The 19184-nt window shown below is 42.4% G+C and carries 19 protein-coding genes; 1 reads left to right on the top strand and 18 read right to left on the bottom strand.

Translation table 11 applies throughout. The annotated features are described in order from the left end of the window. Positions 1–25 precede the first annotated feature (25 nt). The 17 genes from tatC to ltnD all read right to left on the bottom strand — a co-directional run bounded on the left by tatC (position 26) and on the right by ltnD (position 15864). On the bottom strand, positions 26–784 hold the full coding sequence (tatC, locus tag KDJ85_RS17590; protein WP_225820752.1) for a Sec-independent protein translocase subunit TatC: 759 nt from the start codon (positions 782–784) through the stop codon (positions 26–28). Between the two features lie 3 nt (positions 785–787). Then, positions 788–1348, bottom strand: coding sequence for a Sec-independent protein translocase protein TatB (gene tatB, locus KDJ85_RS17585; protein WP_225820751.1), 561 nt, complete (start codon positions 1346–1348; stop codon positions 788–790). A gap of 3 nt (positions 1349–1351) precedes the next feature. Beyond that, complete coding sequence (gene tatA, locus KDJ85_RS17580; protein ID WP_219245599.1) at positions 1352–1633, bottom strand: twin-arginine translocase TatA/TatE family subunit; 282 nt, start codon at positions 1631–1633, stop codon at positions 1352–1354. A gap of 113 nt (positions 1634–1746) precedes the next feature. Continuing rightward, complete coding sequence (gene ubiB / locus KDJ85_RS17575; protein WP_225820750.1) at positions 1747–3381, bottom strand: ubiquinone biosynthesis regulatory protein kinase UbiB; 1635 nt, start codon at positions 3379–3381, stop codon at positions 1747–1749. Continuing rightward, complete coding sequence (locus KDJ85_RS17570) at positions 3368–4021, bottom strand: ubiquinone biosynthesis accessory factor UbiJ (protein ID WP_225820749.1); 654 nt, start codon at positions 4019–4021, stop codon at positions 3368–3370. The genes ubiB and KDJ85_RS17570 overlap by 14 nt, the downstream gene beginning before the upstream one ends. A gap of 1 nt (position 4022) precedes the next feature. Continuing rightward, positions 4023–4778, bottom strand: a complete 756-nt coding sequence (ubiE, locus tag KDJ85_RS17565) for a bifunctional demethylmenaquinone methyltransferase/2-methoxy-6-polyprenyl-1,4-benzoquinol methylase UbiE (protein WP_047756010.1) — start codon at positions 4776–4778, stop codon at positions 4023–4025. A 74-nt stretch (positions 4779–4852) separates the two neighbouring features. Next, the gene (rmuC, locus tag KDJ85_RS17560) at positions 4853–6208 is read right to left on the bottom strand and encodes a DNA recombination protein RmuC (protein ID WP_225820748.1); all 1356 of its coding nucleotides are present in this window, start codon (positions 6206–6208) and stop codon (positions 4853–4855) included. A 107-nt stretch (positions 6209–6315) separates the two neighbouring features. Then, positions 6316–6846 (bottom strand): DedA family protein, encoded by a 531-nt coding sequence (locus KDJ85_RS17555; protein ID WP_225820747.1) that lies wholly within the window; start codon positions 6844–6846, stop codon positions 6316–6318. 137 nt (positions 6847–6983) lie between these two features. Beyond that, positions 6984–7766 carry a tyrosine-protein phosphatase gene (locus KDJ85_RS17550; protein WP_206086342.1) on the bottom strand — a complete coding sequence of 261 codons (783 nt, stop codon included), beginning with the start codon at positions 7764–7766 and terminating at the stop codon, positions 6984–6986. A gap of 276 nt (positions 7767–8042) precedes the next feature. Further along, the gene (udp, locus tag KDJ85_RS17545; protein ID WP_206086341.1) at positions 8043–8801 is read right to left on the bottom strand and encodes a uridine phosphorylase; all 759 of its coding nucleotides are present in this window, start codon (positions 8799–8801) and stop codon (positions 8043–8045) included. 267 nt (positions 8802–9068) lie between these two features. Then, positions 9069–10445, bottom strand: coding sequence for a GntP family permease (locus KDJ85_RS17540; RefSeq protein WP_004914902.1), 1377 nt, complete (start codon positions 10443–10445; stop codon positions 9069–9071). Between the two features lie 10 nt (positions 10446–10455). After that, a complete protein-coding gene (gene denD, locus KDJ85_RS17535; protein WP_225820746.1) occupies positions 10456–11415 on the bottom strand; it encodes a D-erythronate dehydrogenase in 960 nt (319 codons plus the stop codon). A gap of 61 nt (positions 11416–11476) precedes the next feature. After that, positions 11477–12244, bottom strand: coding sequence for a DeoR/GlpR family DNA-binding transcription regulator (locus KDJ85_RS17530; protein ID WP_225820745.1), 768 nt, complete (start codon positions 12242–12244; stop codon positions 11477–11479). Between the two features lie 12 nt (positions 12245–12256). After that, positions 12257–13036 carry a 2-oxo-tetronate isomerase gene (otnI, locus tag KDJ85_RS17525; protein ID WP_225820744.1) on the bottom strand — a complete coding sequence of 260 codons (780 nt, stop codon included), beginning with the start codon at positions 13034–13036 and terminating at the stop codon, positions 12257–12259. An 11-nt stretch (positions 13037–13047) separates the two neighbouring features. Beyond that, positions 13048–13689 (bottom strand): 3-oxo-tetronate 4-phosphate decarboxylase, encoded by a 642-nt coding sequence (gene otnC / locus KDJ85_RS17520; protein WP_206086337.1) that lies wholly within the window; start codon positions 13687–13689, stop codon positions 13048–13050. After that, positions 13682–14959: a 3-oxo-tetronate kinase gene (gene otnK, locus KDJ85_RS17515; RefSeq protein ID WP_225820743.1), complete on the bottom strand. Its 1278-nt coding sequence runs from the start codon at positions 14957–14959 to the stop codon at positions 13682–13684. The genes otnC and otnK overlap by 8 nt, the downstream gene beginning before the upstream one ends. Beyond that, positions 14956–15864, bottom strand: coding sequence for an L-threonate dehydrogenase (ltnD, locus tag KDJ85_RS17510; RefSeq protein WP_225820742.1), 909 nt, complete (start codon positions 15862–15864; stop codon positions 14956–14958). Before ltnD ends, otnK begins: the two co-directional genes overlap by 4 nt. 384 nt (positions 15865–16248) lie before the next feature. Between ltnD and KDJ85_RS17505 the strand changes: the two genes are divergently transcribed. Further along, positions 16249–16638 carry a YidB family protein gene (locus KDJ85_RS17505; protein WP_225820741.1) on the top strand — a complete coding sequence of 130 codons (390 nt, stop codon included), beginning with the start codon at positions 16249–16251 and terminating at the stop codon, positions 16636–16638. A gap of 218 nt (positions 16639–16856) precedes the next feature. Here KDJ85_RS17505 and metE read toward each other — a convergent pair whose 3' ends face one another. Further along, positions 16857–19136 (bottom strand): 5-methyltetrahydropteroyltriglutamate--homocysteine S-methyltransferase, encoded by a 2280-nt coding sequence (metE, locus tag KDJ85_RS17500; RefSeq protein WP_225820740.1) that lies wholly within the window; start codon positions 19134–19136, stop codon positions 16857–16859. Positions 19137–19184 lie beyond the last annotated feature (48 nt).

The following is a 19184-nucleotide window of genomic DNA, read 5'->3' as shown; positions in this document are numbered from 1 at the left end:
CAGAACCTCGATGCTTCTATTAAGCTTAAGGTTCTTCTTTTTCCTCTTCCTCTTGCCGCTTCCTTCCTTTACCTACATAGAAATTAGAAAGTAAAACACCAAGCTCAAAGAGCAAGTACATGGGCACTGCGAGTAGCGTTTGAGATAATACATCAGGAGGCGTTAAGAACATCCCGACGATAAATGCCCCTACAAGAATGTATGGACGTTTACGCTTAAGTGATTCAGGGGTCGTGACCCCAGTCCAACATAGTAAGATAATGGCAATAGGCACCTCAAAAGCCGCGCCAAACGCCATAAACAACGTCATAACGAAACTAAGATACTTACTGATATCAGGAATGAAGTTAACGCTATCTGGCGTTGTTTTAACAAAGAAGCCAAATGCTAGTGGGAAAACGACGAAATAAGCAAATGCCATTCCAAGATAAAATAAAAAGCTACTTGAAACCAGCAGAGGTAACATCAATTTACGCTCATGCTTATAGAGTGCTGGTGCAATAAATGCCCAGATTTGATAAAGAATTACAGGTATCGATACAAAAACCGAGACCATCATTGTCAATTTAATCGGGGTAAAAAATGTTGATGCCACATCAGTCGCACTCATTTGCGAACCCACTGGCAGCTTATCAATCAAAGGGGCCGCAACGAGCCGGTAGATATCATTTGAAAAATAAGCAAGTGCAGCGAAGACAATTAAAACTGTAATTAAACAGTTTAATAGCCGTTTGCGAAGTTCAATGAGGTGGCTAATAAGTGGTTGTGTATCATTTACAGCCATGTGTTATTTTTCACTTTCGGTTTGATTCGAGTTTTTAGCTTTAGTATCTTGCGAGTCTGTTGTTGCTAAAGCGACTGGCTCATCAGTTTTTGCTGGTTCCTCAGTTTCAACTTCCTCAACAACAGCAGCCATTTTAGCCGCATACTCAGGATCTGGATCCGATTCTTGCGTCTGTTCAGCGCTGTTTTTCGCATCTTTGACAGCCGTATCATAGCTATCAGTGATTTCTTTAGCTTTATTTAACTCTGTTTCAATATCATTAGTTGTTGCTTGATAGCCACTTTTTAGTGACTGAGCTGCTGTCCGCAGTTCTTCCATAGACTGCTTCAGTTCAGGAGATAGCGCTTCTAGATTAGCTTTCTCCTCAACTTTTTTCAGCGTTTCTTGCAGTTCCTGTAATTTCAGCTCTTGCGATAGCTCATTTTGTACATTAGCAGCCATTGAGCGCATGGCACGAATCCACCCAGCAACGGTTCTCACCGCCACAGGTAAGCGCTCAGGCCCTAATACAACAAGACCGATGACAGCAACAAGCAACAGTTCACTAAAACCTATGTCAAACACGGTTTAACCCTGCTCTTTGTTTTTGCTCTCAACTGGGCTTTCTTTTTTCTCTGCAGCCTGTTGTTCCGTAATATTTTTAGTCGCAAAATCAGCATCTTGCTTTTCTTGTTCTGCTTTCGCTTTTTCATCATCACTCATCGCTTTTTTGAAGCCTTTGAGTGATTCACCTAAATCAGAACCTAAAGAACGTAATTTTTTGGTGCCGAAAATTAAAATAATAAGCAAAGCAATAATAATGAGTTGCCAAGGACTACCAAAAGCAGCCATTGCAATAGTTGATTCCATTGTTAATACCTCTATAGTTTTGGGATCAATTGTTATTAGGTCTATTATATACAACCAACACAAAATACGGAAATGTTCACAGCCTTATAAACTTGTCGCAAAACAAAGTTTACTTAATTTTCGCCTGTTTTACACCAACCAAACAACCACGATAAAGCACCAGCAGCCATAAACACTGCGGAAAGCCCCGTTAAATCGGAAATAAAGAATAAACTGCCACAAAGGATAAATGTAGCCCCTATTCCTAATAAGTATTGCGATTTCCGCTGTTTATTTCGCTGACCTTTCAACTGCTGTGCAAGTTGTTCAATGTTTGACTGCAAGTACTTGTGTTGTTTCAGGGCACCATATATTAAATCTGGTAGCTCAGGCATTTTTTCAGCCCAATAAGGTGCTTTTTCTTTCAATGCTTGTGTAATTGCAGGTAAGCCAACTTGGCTATGCACCCAATCCTCTAAAAATGGTTTTGCTGTTTTCCATAAATCCAACTGAGGGTATAGCTGCCGACCAAGACCTTCCACATACAATAATGTTTTTTGCAATAGTACTAACTGAGGTTGCACTTCCATATTAAAACGGCGCGCCGTATTAAATAAGTTCAGTAGTACATGCCCGAAAGAGATTTCGGCTAATGGTTTTTCAAAGATAGGTTCGCATACGGTACGAATGGCGAATTCAAAATCCTCCACATTAGTATCTTGGGGAACCCAACCGGAATCGACGTGAAGCTCAGCAACTTTACGGTAATCACGATTAAAAAATGCAATAAAGTTTTCAGCTAAATAGCGCTTATCTTCTTTATTTAATGAACCGACGATACCACAGTCAATACCAATATACAGAGGGTCTTCTGGGTGCTCATAACTGACAAAAATATTCCCAGGATGCATATCCGCATGGAAGAAGCTATCGCGAAACACTTGAGTGAAAAAGACTTTTACGCCGCGCTCAGCCAACAGCTTCATATTGGTTCCCTGCGCTTTGAGTGTAGCAATATCTGATACAGGGATCCCATAGATACGTTCCATTACCATGACATTTTCACGGCAATAGTCTGGATAAACTTCAGGGATATACAGCATAGAGCTGTTTTCAAAGTTACGTCGCAGTTGAATAGCATTCGCCGACTCGCGTAAGAGGTTCAGCTCATCAATTAATGTTTTTTCGTATTCACGAACCACTTCTTTTGGACGCAAACGGCGCCCATCAGGTAACAACGGCACCCAATTTGCGATACGGTACATGAGCTTAATATCCGCTTTGATAATAGGTAAAATATCTGGGCGAATAACCTTGATAACAACATCTTTGCCATTTTCTTTTAAAATAGCCGTATGAACTTGAGCGATAGACGCGGATGCGAGTGCTTGCTCATCAAAATGATCAAACCATTGCTCCAGAGGCCCACCTAAAGAAGCCTCAATATAACCACGTGCTAATTTACCATCGAAGCTGGCAACTTTGTCTTGTAATAAAGAGAGTTGGTCTGCGATTGCAGGTGGAAAGAGATCTCGGCGAGTCGATAACATCTGGCCAAATTTAATCCAAACGGGGCCTAATTCTTGTAATGCAAGACGTAATCTCTCACCAAGTTCTTTATCTTTGTGCTGATTCCTAATCCAAAAAAAACCCAAGCGACCAATACGAAGTGGCAACGTAAGTTTAATTTTGGGGATTAACTCATCTAATCCGTAAGAGAGAAAAACCCGAATAATGAAGTAAAGTCGTTTTAATTCACCGGGTGTCATTCTTCTCCTCCAGTTGGCTTAACCGTTGTTCCAGCGTACTCATTGAGCTCTCAATTTGCTCAACCTCATCACTAAAATGTGCGAGTTCGAGTTGGCTTGGCGCCATTTTCCACTCTTCAATAAGGGCATCTTTAACATACGTCTTTTGGCGTTTAACCAAATGAGTTGCAAGGCAAACACCTTTATTTAGCAGCTTGCTCAACCCCTCCGCTGCTACATCACCGATATACGGTGATAAATAGTGAGCTGGATTCCAAATCGCTAAATCGAGCAAAGAAGACCAATGTTGGACAATCTGCATATCCCCTTCAATCACGATATCACCGTGATTAATCAATTGAGATAATTGTTGTTTGTCTTTCAACTTCACTAAAGTGAACAGCGACGTTTTAATTGTACAATCTGCCGTTTCAGTCCATTCGCTCAGTACATCAACATGATTTTCCGCAAAAATCAGGGTCAGTGTTTTATTAAGCTCTTTTAACTCAATGGACATCACCTTACCCGCCAAACGCATCCTAGCAGGCTGCAAAACCTTCTCTTTAAACAGCATATGATTAAGAGAGGTTTCCATCATTGCTGTTATTAAAGAATACAAAACCGTATGTTGGATTTCGGTATGTGCTGATGGCGCTTCCATCTTAGAATTTAAACCCTTTGTGCAATGCCACAATACCACCGGTCATATTTGTATAAGACACTTGTTCAAAACCGGCATTTTCCATCATCCCTTTCAAAGTTTCTTGATTCGGGTGCATACGGATTGATTCTGCTAAGTAACGATAGCTATCTGGATCGTTGACGATAGCCTGACCAATACGCGGTAAAATATGGAATGAATATGCGTCATAAGCTTTATTCAGTGGTTCAATAACGGGTTTTGAAAATTCTAAAACCAGCAAGCGACCGCCTGGTTTTAGCACACGAAACATTGAACGCAGTGCTTTGTCTTTATCGGTAACGTTCCGCAAGCCAAAAGAAATAGTAATACAATCAAAATAGTTATCTGGGAATGGTAGTTCTTCTGCATTAGCTTGAACATAATTAACATTCCCCACAATGCCGAGGTCGCGTAATTTTTCACGCCCCATTTTCAGCATGGAATCGTTAATATCTGCCAGAATGACTTCCCCTTTTTCACCCACCAAGCGTGAAAATTTTGCGGTTAAGTCACCTGTTCCACCTGCAAGATCCAGTACACGCTGATTACGGCGCACACCACTTGCTTCAATCGTGAAACGTTTCCAGATGCGATGAATACCGAATGACATCAGGTCATTCATTAAGTCATATTTTGATGCTACAGAGTGAAAAACATTCGCTACTAAGCCAGCTTTATCCTCTTTGCCGACAGTGCGGAAACCAAAATCAATGGTTTCTTTCGTTGGTTCAGTCATTTCTCTTATGCCTGCTTATCATTCAAACTTTGTAGGAAGTGTAACAGCCTTTGAGGTAAAACCCTATTAGAAGTCTACGATTCAGCACAATTAGGTGAATCTGACCGCTCTACAAGTTGAGGCTCAATAGGTTGTTTTATCTCTACCCCAAGCTCCTTAAAACTTTCCGCTTGGCTAATCAAATTACCCCGCCCTTGAGCAAGGCGTTTCATCGCCGAATGGTAAGTATTATTCGCTTTATCAAGGCTGGAGCCTAAAACCTGCATATCATCCACAAATAAACGCAGCTTGTCGTACATTTTTGCTGCTTTATCTGCAATTTCTTGGGCATTTTGCCCTTGTCGCTCATAGCGCCATATATTATTAATTGTTCGAACCGCCACTAGCAAGGTGGATGGACAAACTAACATGATATTTTGCTTTATTCCTTCATCAAGTAGCTCGGGGGCTTCTTTCAAAGCCAGCAAATAGGCTGGCTCAATAGGAATAAACATTAAAACGTAATCCAGTGAACGAATTCCTGGTAACTGATGATAATCCTTTCGGCTCAACATTCGCATATGATTACGAATGGAAGCAACATGGTTTTTTAACGCTTGTTGCTGATCATGAGGGTCTTCACTATTGAAATAGTGCTCGTAAGACACTAATGACATTTTTGCATCGACAACCACATCTTTACCTTCAGGAAGGTGGATAATGACATCAGGTTGATAGCGACTATTATAACCTGTATTAATACTGACTTGGGTTTCAAATTCGCTGCCTTCACGCAAACCAGAAACTTCTAAGATACGGGTTAGGATAGTTTCTCCCCAATTACCCTGTATCTTGTTATCCCCTTTCAGCGCACGCGTTAGATTAACGGCCTCTTTGGTCATCTGATTGTTGAGCTGCTGCAACTGCCTAATTTCATAGGCCAATGTATGCCTTTCTTTCGCTTCTTCACCAAAACTTTGTTGAACTTGTTGGCGAAAACCGTCTAATTGTTCACGAAAAGGCGATAGCATTGCGAGTAAGCTTTTTTGCTGCTGTTCTGAAGCACGACGCTCATTTTGTTCAAAAATACGATTAGCTAAATTTTCGAACTGAGTCGTTAAGCGTTGCTCACTGTTCTGTAAAATGCGTTGTTTTTCTTCGTTAGCAAGCTGATTTTGCTCTAATCGTGTGATGACTTCGCGTAATTCGGCCTCTTGCTCCCGGTTAATGTCACGTTGTGTACGAAGCTCTTGATCAAGCCTGTCATATTCCTCTTTCCACTGAGCAAGATGTACATTTTTTTCATCGCTGGCTGCAAGTTGGCGGTAAGCCTGTTGTAGCTCTTGATCTTTATGCGCGATTTTTTGGGCAATAGAAAACCACGTCGCTAAACCACCGACTAAAATGCCACTCAACGCACCAATAACGGCATATAAAAGAGAGGTATCCACGATTAAATCCTTACTTTACAAAATCTAGTGTAAGGTAATGGGATACTGTATAAGTGTCCAGAGGTAATTTCATTTGCCGCCGTTTATTTGCGAGCCGCTTCGCAAGCTTAGCCTATCCAACTCGCAAACCATTTAAGACCAAGGGCTCCCGGGGCGAGTATGCCAAACGCCCAGATCATCGCAGAGGCAATATTAGCAAGTTGGAAATGGCGTTGAGGCATCGCACAGATCCCTGCAACCAAAGGGACGACGGCTCTCAATGGCCCGAAGAAACGACCAAAAAAGATCCCCCAAATCCCCCATCGGTCAAAAAAGAGTTGCCCTTTATCAATCATTTGCGGATTACGGGAAATTGGCCACATCTTGCGTACGTTTTCTTTGTAATGGAAACCAAACCAGTAAGAAAGCCAATCGCCAAAAAAGGCCCCTAACGCAGCCGCCAACCAAATAGGCCAAAAAACAATATTGCTTTCACCAATCAAAGCGCCAAGCGCAAGCAGTATCACTGTTGCAGGTAAAAGAAGTGATAAGAAAGCGAGAGATTCACCAAAGGCGAGAAAGAAAATAATGGGTAGCGCCCATACTTCATGTTCACGAGTAAAATCCGTCACAACGGTCACGATTTCATTGAGCGTCACGGTATATTCCTTCCATCAATGGCTAGATGTATTACAGTAGCGAAAAACGTATAAATCAAGATTAAACAGGACAATAAATTCAGCTGAGTTGTGTGGTCATATCTTTATTCACACAACATCAGCCAAGGTAACATCTATTATTCGAGGAAGTGTTGCTGTAAGTCTTCACGTTGTTTCAGCCCTAAGCCAAAATCGGTTTCCAACCACTTATTCACATTACCATACTGTTTTTCAATACTTTTTAAGGCTGTTTGTAGGAACTCTTCACGGACAGAATACACATACTCAAACTTTTTCACGATACTATCACTCATGGTTTTTGCATGTTCTTCCAGTAAGTGCTTACGATATGGCGCTAATGTTTCGTTAGTGAGCAAATAGTCTTCCATTACTGTTTCAAGATCAGCACCTAAAGCAAATAAAACCAGCGCCGAGCCAACACCAGTGCGGTCTTTCCCGACGGCACAGTGCTGAACAATCCCCCCTTTTTCGGGTTGCTGTAGCATGTTCACCAATTGATGATATGCGGGGTTATTCAACGGTAATAATTCATACAAACGAAACATAAATGCTTGTGGATCAAACTGTTCCAATATTTCTGGCGTGAGCTTATCTAAGTTTGCTGTCACTTCTTTGGCGAGCGGGTTTGCTGGAGCATGGACATAATGCGCACCTTGCCAAACGACATCAGGCTTAGCAATGATTTCAACTTCGTCCCGATAATCAATAATTTGGAAAAGATTTTGTGATTGTAGAACCGACTCATCATCCTGAGTTAAGCGATCTAATGCCCCTGAACGGAACAGCACGCCAGGCTTGATTTTATTGCCATTAGATAGTTTTTTCCCACCTAAATCGCGGAAATTAATCCCCCCTTTCAGTGGAAGGACGGAAGGGTGAAGGTAAGGTGTTGTTGACATAATGATTCCTTTTTTGCCCACAGCACACGTCTAAGTTGCAAATAAAGAAGATGCAAGCCAAACGATTAAAGGGCACATAATATTGATAATTGTTTTTATGACAATAACAGATCTAATGAATAAGAGGATCACGTTATTTTCTGGAAATTCATTACAAACTGTTAAAAACTTGGCAGGATTATAATTCAAATAGATAATATGGAGGGCAAACTAAGCCCGCCTATTGCCTTTCCACAACCGAGTGAATTTTAAATAGGCGAGCCAGTAAATCATTGATTACAGTAAACGACGTGCCGCTTCAACAACAATACTCAGCACATTACCTTCTGTTTTCTTCAGTAATGCTTCATTTGGGATTTCTTGTTGTGTACGATTAACAATCACCCCTGCAACCATACCTGCACGTAAGCCTTTGCTGCTTGAGCACATGGTCAGTAACGTTGCTGATTCCATTTCATAGTTCATAACGCCCATGTCTTGCCACTCTTTCATTGAGCCTCTGAAATGGCGCATTACACGCCCAGTATAGGTATCATAACGCTCTTGGCCTGGGTAGAAAGTATCTGAAGATGCAGTGACGCCAACATGAACCGTTGCACCCGCATCTTTTGCCGCTGCAAATAATGCATTAGTACAATCAAAATCAGCCACTGCTGGGTATTCAAGTGGTGCAAAGTGCTGGCTTGCACCATCTAAGCGTACTGCACCTGTAGTGACTAATACATCACCTACATTAATATCTTCTTGGATTGCACCAGTTGTACCAATACGTAGGAAAGTACGGATACCTAATTGCGCGAGTTCTTCAACTGCAATAGAGGTAGATGGGCCACCAATACCTGTTGAGCAAACAATAACGGCTTTACCATCGAGCTCACCACGCCACGAAGTATACTCACGTAATGACGCAAGGTGTACAGGGTTATCCATCAGACGTGCAATTTTTTCAACACGGTTAGGATCCCCAGGAACAATCGCTACGGTTGCACCCTGTAAGTCACTTTTCTTTAAACCTAAGTGGAAAACGTCGGACATATCAAACTCCTTTACACAATGGCATCATTGAATTAATTAGCTGCTATTAATATAGCGATAAGCACAAGTTAATTTAGTGACGAGTATCTCTTTTAATGAAAACACCATTATTTTATTTTCAATAAAACGTGATTTTAATCACAAAACAAAGGTGCCATATTGAGAATATGTTTAAGATGCAATCAGTATAGATGAATGTACCCGATTATCGAAAAAAAGCGCCTATAAAGGCGCTTTGGATTGGCAGGTAAAACTTAAAGTACAATTTTAGAGAATTACATCAAGGACAAGGACGCCAACTAAACCAATCGCCCACGCTATTGTTGTAGGAATAGACCAAACGATCATTTGTTGTTTTACGTCTTTGATCCCCATCATTCTGTTCACAACCCAATATAGGCTGTCGTTGAAATAACCGAAGAACAGAGACCCCATTGTTGCCGCTTGCGCCGCAACCAATAAGTTAATATCGGGTATTTGGCTGATGATTGGTGCAGATATAGATGCTGCTGTGATCATCGCTACCGTGCCAGACCCTTGAATTAAGCGTACCAATGTCGCGATAATAAAAGGAATTAGTACAGGTGTAATTGGTAAGTTTGCAACATGCTCAGCGAGAATATTACCTGTCCCACTATCACGTAATACTGCGCCTAACGCACCACCAGCACCTGTCACTAACAAGATAATTCCAGCGGCTTGTAAGCCTTCTTCCATACGGTCGATGACTTCTTCTTTTGTTGCCTTTGGCATTAATGTGTATACCGATATCAACACACTAATTGATAAAGCAATAATTGGCGCACCTAAGAATTCAAATGTCTGAAAATACCAGTTGCTTTCCATTCCTTGGAATGATTCAGTTTTTAAAATCAAGCCATTAATTGCATTGATAAAAATCAACAAGATTGGCGTGATAATCGGTAGTAAAGATAAAAATAAGCTTGGTAATGGTTTGTTTGCTTTTTCTTCCATGTAACGTGCGTGAACTTCTTTCAGATCTTCACTGCCCGTTTCATCTGGCATAAACTCAGGATATTTAGTTCCTAACCATTTGGCATAAAAAACAATTCCGATGACACAAGGAATAGCGAGGCTCATTCCAGCCAGTATCATCGCCCCAACATCGACACCAAAAATACCAGCTACGCCTAAAGGGCCTGGTGTCGGAGGAACTGTATGGTGTGTAACAACCAAACCACCAGCCAGTGCAACCCCTAAGGTTAATATGCTGCGCTTACCATTTTTTGCCAGCGCTTTTGCCAATGGATATAAAATGACGAAAGCGGAGTCAACGAAGATAGGGATACTGACAATATAGCCCGTAATTGCCAGTGCCCACTCTTCACGTTTTTTCCCTAACCATTTGATAAAGCTATAGGCGATTTGTTCAGCAGCACCTGAAACTTCCAGCACCCTTCCCATCATTACCCCGAGTCCGATAACAATACCGATGCTACCAAGTGTTGACCCAAAGCCTTTTGTAATGACTGTCACTGTCTCTGCTGCTGTTAAACCACCAGAAACACCCGCAATTGCCGCAGCAATGAGCATTGCCAATAACGCATGAACACGCGTTCGTAATACGAGAAAAATCAGAACGAATATGGCCACCGCGAGGCCAATAACAGGAATATAGGACATAGGCTATCTCCTAATTAGACGAGCCGTGGTGGGTGATAAACGAACGGATCGCGTCACCAAACGAGCCATCTGCACGGAAACCTAAATCCAATGCGCGGCTAATATCAAATTTACCAGGCCAACTCGCCACAATACGGTTAATGGCTTCATCGGGCTCAAAACGGATAAGATCAACCGTTTCTTGACCTGCAACATCACGCAATGCGTCAATCATTCCCTGAACCGTGACGGTGATGCCTGGCAAATTCACTGTCCGTGACTGGCCAAATTTTTCTGCAGGAATACTCACCGCATGAATAAAATTGTTAATCACCGTTTCTGGGCTTGATAACCATAATTCCAAGTCAGGTGAAACTGGACAAACACTCTCAATACCATTTAATGGCTCACGAATGATGCCACTGGCAAATGAAGAAGCGGCTTTGTTTGGCACTCCAGGGCGAATACTAATTGTTGGCAAACGCATAACACGTCCATCTATATAGCCTTTACGGGAGTAATCATTCACCATTAACTCACACATCGCTTTTTGCGCGCCATAAGATGACTGAGGGTTCACAACACACAGGTCAGTGATCACATCAGGTAATTGCCCACCAAAAACAGCTAATGAGCTGGTGAACATAAATTTAATTGCAGGGTTCTTCTCACGAGCAGCTTCCAATAATTGGCGCGTTGCTTCGAAGTTGACTTTCATGCCTAGGTCAAAATCGCTTTCAGCATGGCTGCTCACGATAGCAGCAAGGTGGAAAACCACATCCGTTTGCGCATCAATCAGCTCATTGGCTGCGCCTGGCTGGGTTAAATCCAACGCGACACAGCTCACTCTCGCATCTTCAACAGGCGATGTAGGGCACTGAATATCGGCTAAAACAAGGTGGTCAAATTTTAAACCCTGGCTATTTTTAAGCAAAGCAGCGGCTAGCTGCTGGCCCAGAAAGCCTGCGCCACCAGTAATAATAACTTTCATTGTAATTCTCCTTGCTATAGCCTTTTTCTGGCTATGCAGTCTAGGTAAGATTATTTATGTTTTATGTCTTTATTAAATGAAGTTTTATGTTTTGTTCTGTTATCCGTTGCACCACATCGATGGGTAATCGATCATCACAAACAATGTCGTGCAACTGATTTAGAGGGCAAACACGGAACATGCCATACTTGCCGAATTTGCTACTATCTGAAACCAACACACAACGTCGGCTTACATCTAGTAGCGTTTGTTTTATCTGTACTTTTTCCTCATGAGGTGTTGAAACACCATGTTGCAAATCCCATGAGCTAGTACTGATAAACGCAATATCCACATTCAAGGTTTGCAACATCATCGCGGCGGTATTCCCAACGCAAGAATGATTGCGTTTGTCCACTTGCCCACCTGTGTGGTAAAGGTTGAGCTGCGATTTATCCATCAAATACTGCATGATAGAAAAATCATTAGTAACGATCGTTAAATTAAAGCGTTCACCAAGGACACGAGCGATTTCAAATGTTGTCGTCCCCGCATCGAGGTACACAACTTGCCCATCTTCAACTAACGTACTGGCAAACTGGCCAATTTCACGCTTATGACGGTGATGCAATCGCGCCTTTTCACTCCAAGGTAGTTCTTGACGCAACACATCATTTAACTTAACGCCACCACTGATACTGAGCACCTTCCCTTCTTCTTCTAGCATCCGAATATCACGTCGTACGGTCATATGAGAGACATTCATAAGCTCAACTAAGTCACTGATCGACACAGTTTGGCGCTCATGCACGTAACGGTAAATAAAATCACGACGCTCAGAAGGGAGCATAGGTTCTCCTAATTATGAATCTGCTTGTTTAAGCCAGCCTAACCCATCTTCGGTACGGCCTGCAGGATGATATTCACATCCTAACCAACCGTCATAACCCATTTCATCCAATTGTTTGAAAATCCAAGGGTAATTCACTTCGCCGCTATCGGGTTCATGACGATAAGGGACTGACGCTATCTGAATATGACTAAATTTACCCCATAAACGTTCGATTGTTTTCAATAAATCACCCTCCATAATTTGGCAGTGATATAAATCCAACTGGATAAATACGTTTTCACGATTAATTTCAGGTAATAATGCTTCAGCTTGCTTTTGAGTGGTTAAAAAATAACCAGGCATGTCACGGGTATTGATTGGCTCAATCAGTACACGGATCCCATGCTCCGCCATCACATCCGCAGCATGTTGAATATTTTTGATAAAACACGCTTTTTGCTGTTCTAATGTGACGTTTTCATTCACTTTTCCTGCCATTGCATGCACTTGTTTACAACCCAATGCTTTCGCGTATGTCAGTGCCGTTTGTACACCTTCGGCAAACTCAGCCTCACGACCAGGAAGAGATGCCATGCCACGCTCGCCCGCTGCCCAGTTACCCGCAGGCATATTGAACAGTGCCTGCGTTAAATTGTGTTTCTTCAGTTCATTCGCAATTAAATTGGCATCTTCTTCATAAGGAAAAAGATATTCAACGCCTTTAAAACCTGCATTCGCTGCACGTTCAAAACGTTGCATAAACGGCACTTCGTTAAACATCATGCTGAGATTTGCTGCAAACTTAGCCATTTTTTGCCTCCTTACTTTTGTGGATAACGACTTTCGAGCAACTCGACTTGCTCTTGCGTTAATGTCGTAAAACCGTGTGGGCGCAATGTGATATATAAGCGAGCTGTATCTTCTAGCTCTTCTGCATTAAAAAATGCTTGTCTTAGTGTTTTCCCACCCACCACAGGCCCATGGTTAGATAGCAAAACCGCATTATGCGTCGGTGCTAATTTCGCAATTTCCTCACCAATTCGGTCGTCCCCTGGCGGCAAATACTCAATCAGTGGCAATTTACCCACACGCATGACGTAATAAGGCGTAATCGGGGGCAAGCAATTTGCGGTATCTAACCCTGCTAAGCACGATAGCGCAGTAAGCCACGGAGAGTGCAAGTGAACAACGGCTTGGCAATCAGGACGTTGCTGATACATTGCCATATGCATAGACACTTCTTTTGTTGGTTTATCACCATCAATCCAATTTCCATCGGCATCTAGCTTACTCAGTTTGTTTGGATCTAAATCCCCAAAGCTGGAATTTGTTGGTGTAACAATAATGCAGCCATCAGGTAGCCTAGCGCTTATATTTCCAGCCCCGCCGCTGCTATATCCACGATTAAACATTGACTTAGCCCAATCGACTAACTCTTGACGCAGCGCCTTTTCATCACTCATTAAACATCTCCTGTGCGAACTGGAAGAAATTTTCTTGGCCGAAGTTGCCCGATTTCAATGCTAACCAGTTTCCGCTTGCTAAATCTTGTACCCAAGGAACGCCTGGGGCGATCGGTGAACCAATGCTCAATTGTTCAGTACCAAGGCTTTGAACAACTTTGCCCGACGTTTCACCGCCCGCGATAATAAACGTGTTAAACCCTTTTGATTGAAGTTCCTTCACCACTTCACCAAATACGTTTTCGACCGCACTACTCGACTCAACAGCGCCATATTTTTCTTGTGTTTTCTTTAATAATTCAGGTGGCTGAGTCGCATATAATAATGGCGCTAAACCTGTCAATTGCTGCTCTTGAACCCAAGCTGCCAATGATTTTGCATACTCAGGGTTATTTAAACACTCACCAACATCCAATGCTTTTGCAGGTGCGATTTGCAGATAGGCCTGCACTTGCTTGTTTGTCATAACAGAGCAACTACCTGACAAAATGACCGTTTTCCGAGCTAAGCCAGTCGGTTTTTCCCCTCTGGTGGTGTTCCCCCCCCACACACACTGGCTATCAATGTTTGCCAGTGCAGCGCCTAAACCAGAGCCGCCAGTGAGTAATGGCATTGTTTTCACCGCACTTGCGATGGGTAATAAATCATCCATGGTGATCGCATCGACAACCGCATAACTCATGCCTTGTTTAGCAAACTCAGCTAGTTTTGCACTTATCGTGTCGCAACCCTGCTGTACCTCTACCAGTGAAATTAAGCCCGCTTTCCCTTTCGACTGTTTCTCCATAACGCGCAATAAATTTGCATCCGTCATTGGTGTCACAGGATGATGTTGCATCCCACTTTCGTTAAGCAACTGACCATTAACAAATAAATAGCCATGAACAACGGTTCTGCCATTGATGGGTAATGCAGGGCAAACTAAGGCTAAATCCGTCCCCAATTGCGCCATTAATGCATCAGTGACAGGGCCGATATTGCCTTTTTCTGTCGAGTCAAACGTCGAACAGTATTTAAAGAATATTTGCTGGCACTGCGCTTTTTGTTTTAACCAGTTACACGCTTTTGTTGAAGCACTCACGGCTTCATCAACAGGACACGAGCGACTTTTTAAACTGACAACAATCGCATCAACATCATGAGGTACAACGGTGTTTTCATCAGGTTCGTTCAACAGTTGAACGACCTTCCAACCGTTTTGTACCATAAAGCCCGCAATATCGGTCGCACCGGTAAAATCATCGGCGATTACGCCTAACTTCACTGTCATGCTTTTTTCTCCGGTAAAGTAATTCCTTTAAATGTTTTAATCACTGCGCTGTCATCTTGCAGACCAAAGCCTTCGTTACTCGCAGAAATAAACATTTGATGGGCAGTCGCGGCGAGTGGAAGCGGGAAGTTTAACGCTTTCCCCGTTTCCATCACTAAACCTAAATCTTTCACAAAAATATCGACAGATGATTTTGGTGTGTAATCACCATCCAATACGTGCTGCATGCGGTTTTCGAACATCCAAGAATTCCCTGCCGCATGCGTGACAATGTCATACATCACATCAAGGTCGATACCCGCTTTTGATGCTAGCGCCATACTTTCTGCCGCTACAGCGATATGTACACCCGCGAGTAATTGATGGATGGTTTTTACCGTTGACCCTAAGCCAACTTGATCACCTACACGATAGAGACGCTCGGAAATGGCATCAAAGACAGATGATAACCTTTCAAATAAAACGGGCTCACCAGAAGCCATTATGGTCAGTTTGCCTTCAGCCGCTTTAATCGCACCACCTGAAATTGGTGCGTCCACCAACGATAATTGGTAACTTGCAAGGCGTTTTGCAATTTGCTTAGTTTGCTCAGCAGCTAAAGTGCTGTGTAAAACAATGATTGTCCCTGGGCGTAGTTGTTCAACAAGTGGCTTGTCTCCAGAAAATAAAATAGCTTCAACTTGGCGGCCATTAACAACTACGAGTAATAACGCCTCTATTTCCTGAGCAAATTCAGCGGCATTTTGCCCTACAGCTTTTGCCCCAACACGAAGTAAGTTTTGGCAAGCTTCTTGGTTTAAATCAAATCCATAGGTTGGAATATTCTTTTTTATTAGAGATTGTGCAATGCCCATCCCCATGGAACCAAGGCCAATAACGCCAATATTATTAACGAAATTTCCCATAATGACCCCTGATGTTGTTAATCTTCGTGACTGTTGTGAATTTTCACACAACAAAATTCACAAACACATGACTAACATCACATTGCGAATAATATAAAAAACAATCAATTTTCACATAACAAATTGAAATAAAACAAATAAACAAATTCACACCTCATGAAAACCATTCACATAAATGTGTGATAAAAAATGTGACATCAGTTGTGCTTATTCACATCCTCCATAAACTCAATCACATCACCTTGTTATATCGAATTATCTTGAGTGCATCATTTTCATTGACCTGAAAAATAAATTAATCAAAATAGCCGACTACAATTTTTCAAATAATGCTCCATACTATGAGTGAGAGCATCAAGTGGCATGTTACCTAGGAGTCAAAAAATGGGGCTATTCGATCAAATGTTAGGGATGGTTGCAGGTGATAAAATGCAACAATTTCAATCTGTTATTAATTGGATTGAAAACCAAGGTGGCCTTTCTGGCGTCGTTAATAAATTTAACGAACAAGGCTTAGGCGGCATTATTACGTCGTGGATTAGCGAAGGGGCGAATTTACCGATTGATGGAAGCCAATTAATGCAAGTGTTTGGCAATGTTAATCTTCAAGAATTAGCTCAATCTGTGGGCTTAGATACACAATCAACGTCAGATTTAGTGGCTAAATATCTACCCCAACTGGTTGATAGTGCAACACCAAATGGTGAACTTCCTGAAAACCTCGATTTGGCTTCTATTGGTATGAATCTGTTGAAATCCAAATTGTTTGGTTAACCCGTTAACCGCCTGTATACACAAAAGGCAGGTTTCCCTGCCTTTGAGGTTGTTGACAAAGCAGGATAAAAGCGTGGTTTTTCCTGCTTTGTGTTATCAGCCGAAAATCAATAAATTGATTTTCCTAATTTATTTTCAAAACCCATCCAACCTGCCGTCAAACCTAATCGGTTTGCCAGCAGTCTGAAAGGCAGGTTTCCCTGCCTTTTATCACGCTTTTACGATGTGTGCTCACTTCTTAGCAATTTCGCGGCTTCAACCATGTTGGCCAACGCTTGGCGGGTTTCCGCCCAGCCGCGGGTTTTCAGTCCGCAGTCTGGGTTCACCCATAAGCGCTCAACAGGGACACGTTTTTCCGCTTTTCTGAGCAATGCAACAATCCACTCCACATTCGGTACATTCGGTGAGTGAATATCATAGACACCTGGCCCAATTTCATTTGGATAATCGAAATGTTCAAAAGCATCCAGCAGATCCATATCTGAACGCGAGGTTTCGATAGTAATCACATCTGCATCTAGCGCCGCTATCGAACCCATGATGTCATTGAACTCGCAATAACACATATGGGTATGAATCTGTGTGTCATCCTCAGCGATGGCAGCACTGAGCTTAAAGGCATCGACTGCCCATTTTAAGTATGCTGCCCACTCATTTTTACGCAGTGGTAAGCCTTCACGCAATGCTGGCTCATCAATTTGAATAATACCAATACCCGCTTTTTGTAAATCATCCACTTCATCGCGTAGTGCCAGTGCGATTTGTTTTGCAATGGTTTCACGGCTTACATCTTCACGCGGGAATGACCAACACAGGATAGTGACTGGGCCTGTTAACATGCCTTTGACGGGTTTTTCCGTTAGCGATTGCGCATATTTCGCCCATTCAACGGTAATTGCCTCAGGGCGGCTAATATCCCCAATAATCACGGGTGGCTTCACGCAACGCGAACCATAGCTTTGTACCCAACCATTTTGCGTGAACACATAGCCATCAAAGTGTTCACCAAAGTACTCAACCATGTCATTACGTTCAGCTTCACCGTGTACCAACACATCGATATCCAAAATTTCTTGCTCTTTAATCGCCTGTTTGATGTGCTCGCTAATATTTGTACGGTAATAGGTTTTATCTACATGGCCTTTTTTGAAATCTAACCGTAGTGTTCTGATTTCACTGGTTTGAGGAAAAGAACCAATCGTGGTCGTTGGCCATAATGGCAAGTTAAAGCGTTCACGCTGAAGCTGTGCACGTTGTGAATATGGGCTGGTGCGCTCTGTATCCCCCTCACGAATTGCCGCTAAACGTTGTGCGACGGTGGCATTATTCACTCGAGTTGAAGTTTTACGAACTCGAATCGGCGCACTGTATGTTTCTAACGTTGCGATGTTTGCATCAGTAGGTTGATTGAGTGCTTTGCTCAGCAAGGCAAGCTCTTCACATTTTTGTAATGCAAACGCGAACCAGCTTTTCACTTCCGCATCTAAACGCGTTTCATCATTCAAATCAATGGGACTGTGCAATAGTGAACAGGAGGTTCCTACCCATACTGAACGTTGACCTAGCAGTGGTTTTACTTGGGTAAATTTTTCACCTAAATCGGCTTTCCAAACATTACGGCCATTAATCACACCTAGTGATAAAATCCAGTCAGCAGGCAGCGCTTGGTGCAGTTTCTCAATATCATCTGAACCCGCCACAACATCGACATGTAACCCCTGGACAGCTAACTGTTTGATGATATCTAAGTGATGGCTAACGCCATCAAAATACGTGGTTAACAATAATTTTATGTGGCCTGATAGCGCTTGATAGGCCTCTTTATACGCTTGTTGCCATTCAATAGGTAAATCCAGTACCAATGCAGGTTCGTCAATTTGCACCCATTCAATGCCTTTTTCAGCTAAGCGCGCCAATATTTGTTGGTAAACTGGCAGTAATTCATTCAGCAACGATAAACGATCAAATGATTCGCCTTTAACTTTCCCTAACCACAGATAGGTAAGTGGCCCCACAATCACAGGTTTAACTTTGTGGCCTAGCGCAAGTGCTTCATCAACTTCATCAAACAATTGATTCCAAGATAGCGCAAATTTTTGCCCTTTTTGAAATTCAGGCACAATGTAATGGTAGTTTGTGTTAAACCATTTGGTCATTTCACCTGCTGGCGCGGGAGCACCTGTTGGCGCACGGCCACGAGCGACCCTAAATAAGGTATCTAAATCAATAGAACCATCTTCATTTTGATGGCGTGGCGGCACGTTACCTAATAGTAAACTGGTTGTCAGGATTTGGTCATACCAAGCAAAATCACCAACGGGTAATAATTCAACACCTGCATTTTTTTGCTGCTCCCAATGGCGAACGCGCAACTCATGCCCCACCGCTAAAAGCGCCGATTGGTCAATTTTGCCTGCCCAATAATCTTCTTGTGCTCGTTTTAGCTCTCTTTTCAGACCGACGCGTGGAAAACCAAGTGTATGATTTATAACAGACATATTGACCCCTTAAAATATTTAGCCGTCTAGATGTTTACACATCCATAA

Source organism: Providencia vermicola, from assembly GCF_020381325.1.
Classification (GTDB): Bacteria; Pseudomonadota; Gammaproteobacteria; order Enterobacterales; family Enterobacteriaceae; genus Providencia; species Providencia vermicola.
Note: the sequence above shows the minus strand (reverse complement) of the source record. Positions and strands in the feature narration are given on the sequence as shown.

Bases quoted from the DNA above. Each gene is read 5' to 3' on its own strand.
- KDJ85_RS17570 (WP_225820749.1), bottom strand. From the start codon at position 4,021: ATGGAAGCGCCATCAGCACATACCGAAATCCAACATACGGTTTTGTAT.
- udp (WP_206086341.1), bottom strand. From the start codon at position 8,801: ATGTCCGACGTTTTCCACTTAGGTTTAAAGAAAAGTGACTTACAGGGT.
- tatA (WP_219245599.1), bottom strand. From the start codon at position 1,633: ATGGAATCAACTATTGCAATGGCTGCTTTTGGTAGTCCTTGGCAACTC.
- denD (WP_225820746.1), bottom strand. From the start codon at position 11,415: ATGAAAGTTATTATTACTGGTGGCGCAGGCTTTCTGGGCCAGCAGCTA.
- otnI (WP_225820744.1), bottom strand. From the start codon at position 13,036: ATGGCTAAGTTTGCAGCAAATCTCAGCATGATGTTTAACGAAGTGCCG.
- KDJ85_RS17540 (WP_004914902.1), bottom strand. From the start codon at position 10,445: ATGTCCTATATTCCTGTTATTGGCCTCGCGGTGGCCATATTCGTTCTG.
- KDJ85_RS17550 (WP_206086342.1), bottom strand. From the start codon at position 7,766: ATGTCAACAACACCTTACCTTCACCCTTCCGTCCTTCCACTGAAAGGG.
- KDJ85_RS17530 (WP_225820745.1), bottom strand. From the start codon at position 12,244: ATGCTCCCTTCTGAGCGTCGTGATTTTATTTACCGTTACGTGCATGAG.
- otnC (WP_206086337.1), bottom strand. From the start codon at position 13,689: ATGAGTGATGAAAAGGCGCTGCGTCAAGAGTTAGTCGATTGGGCTAAG.
- ubiE (WP_047756010.1), bottom strand. From the start codon at position 4,778: ATGACTGAACCAACGAAAGAAACCATTGATTTTGGTTTCCGCACTGTC.
- otnK (WP_225820743.1), bottom strand. From the start codon at position 14,959: ATGACAGTGAAGTTAGGCGTAATCGCCGATGATTTTACCGGTGCGACC.
- metE (WP_225820740.1), bottom strand. From the start codon at position 19,136: ATGTCTGTTATAAATCATACACTTGGTTTTCCACGCGTCGGTCTGAAA.
- KDJ85_RS17505 (WP_225820741.1), top strand. From the start codon at position 16,249: ATGGGGCTATTCGATCAAATGTTAGGGATGGTTGCAGGTGATAAAATG.
- ltnD (WP_225820742.1), bottom strand. From the start codon at position 15,864: ATGGGAAATTTCGTTAATAATATTGGCGTTATTGGCCTTGGTTCCATG.
- tatC (WP_225820752.1), bottom strand. From the start codon at position 784: ATGGCTGTAAATGATACACAACCACTTATTAGCCACCTCATTGAACTT.
- ubiB (WP_225820750.1), bottom strand. From the start codon at position 3,381: ATGACACCCGGTGAATTAAAACGACTTTACTTCATTATTCGGGTTTTT.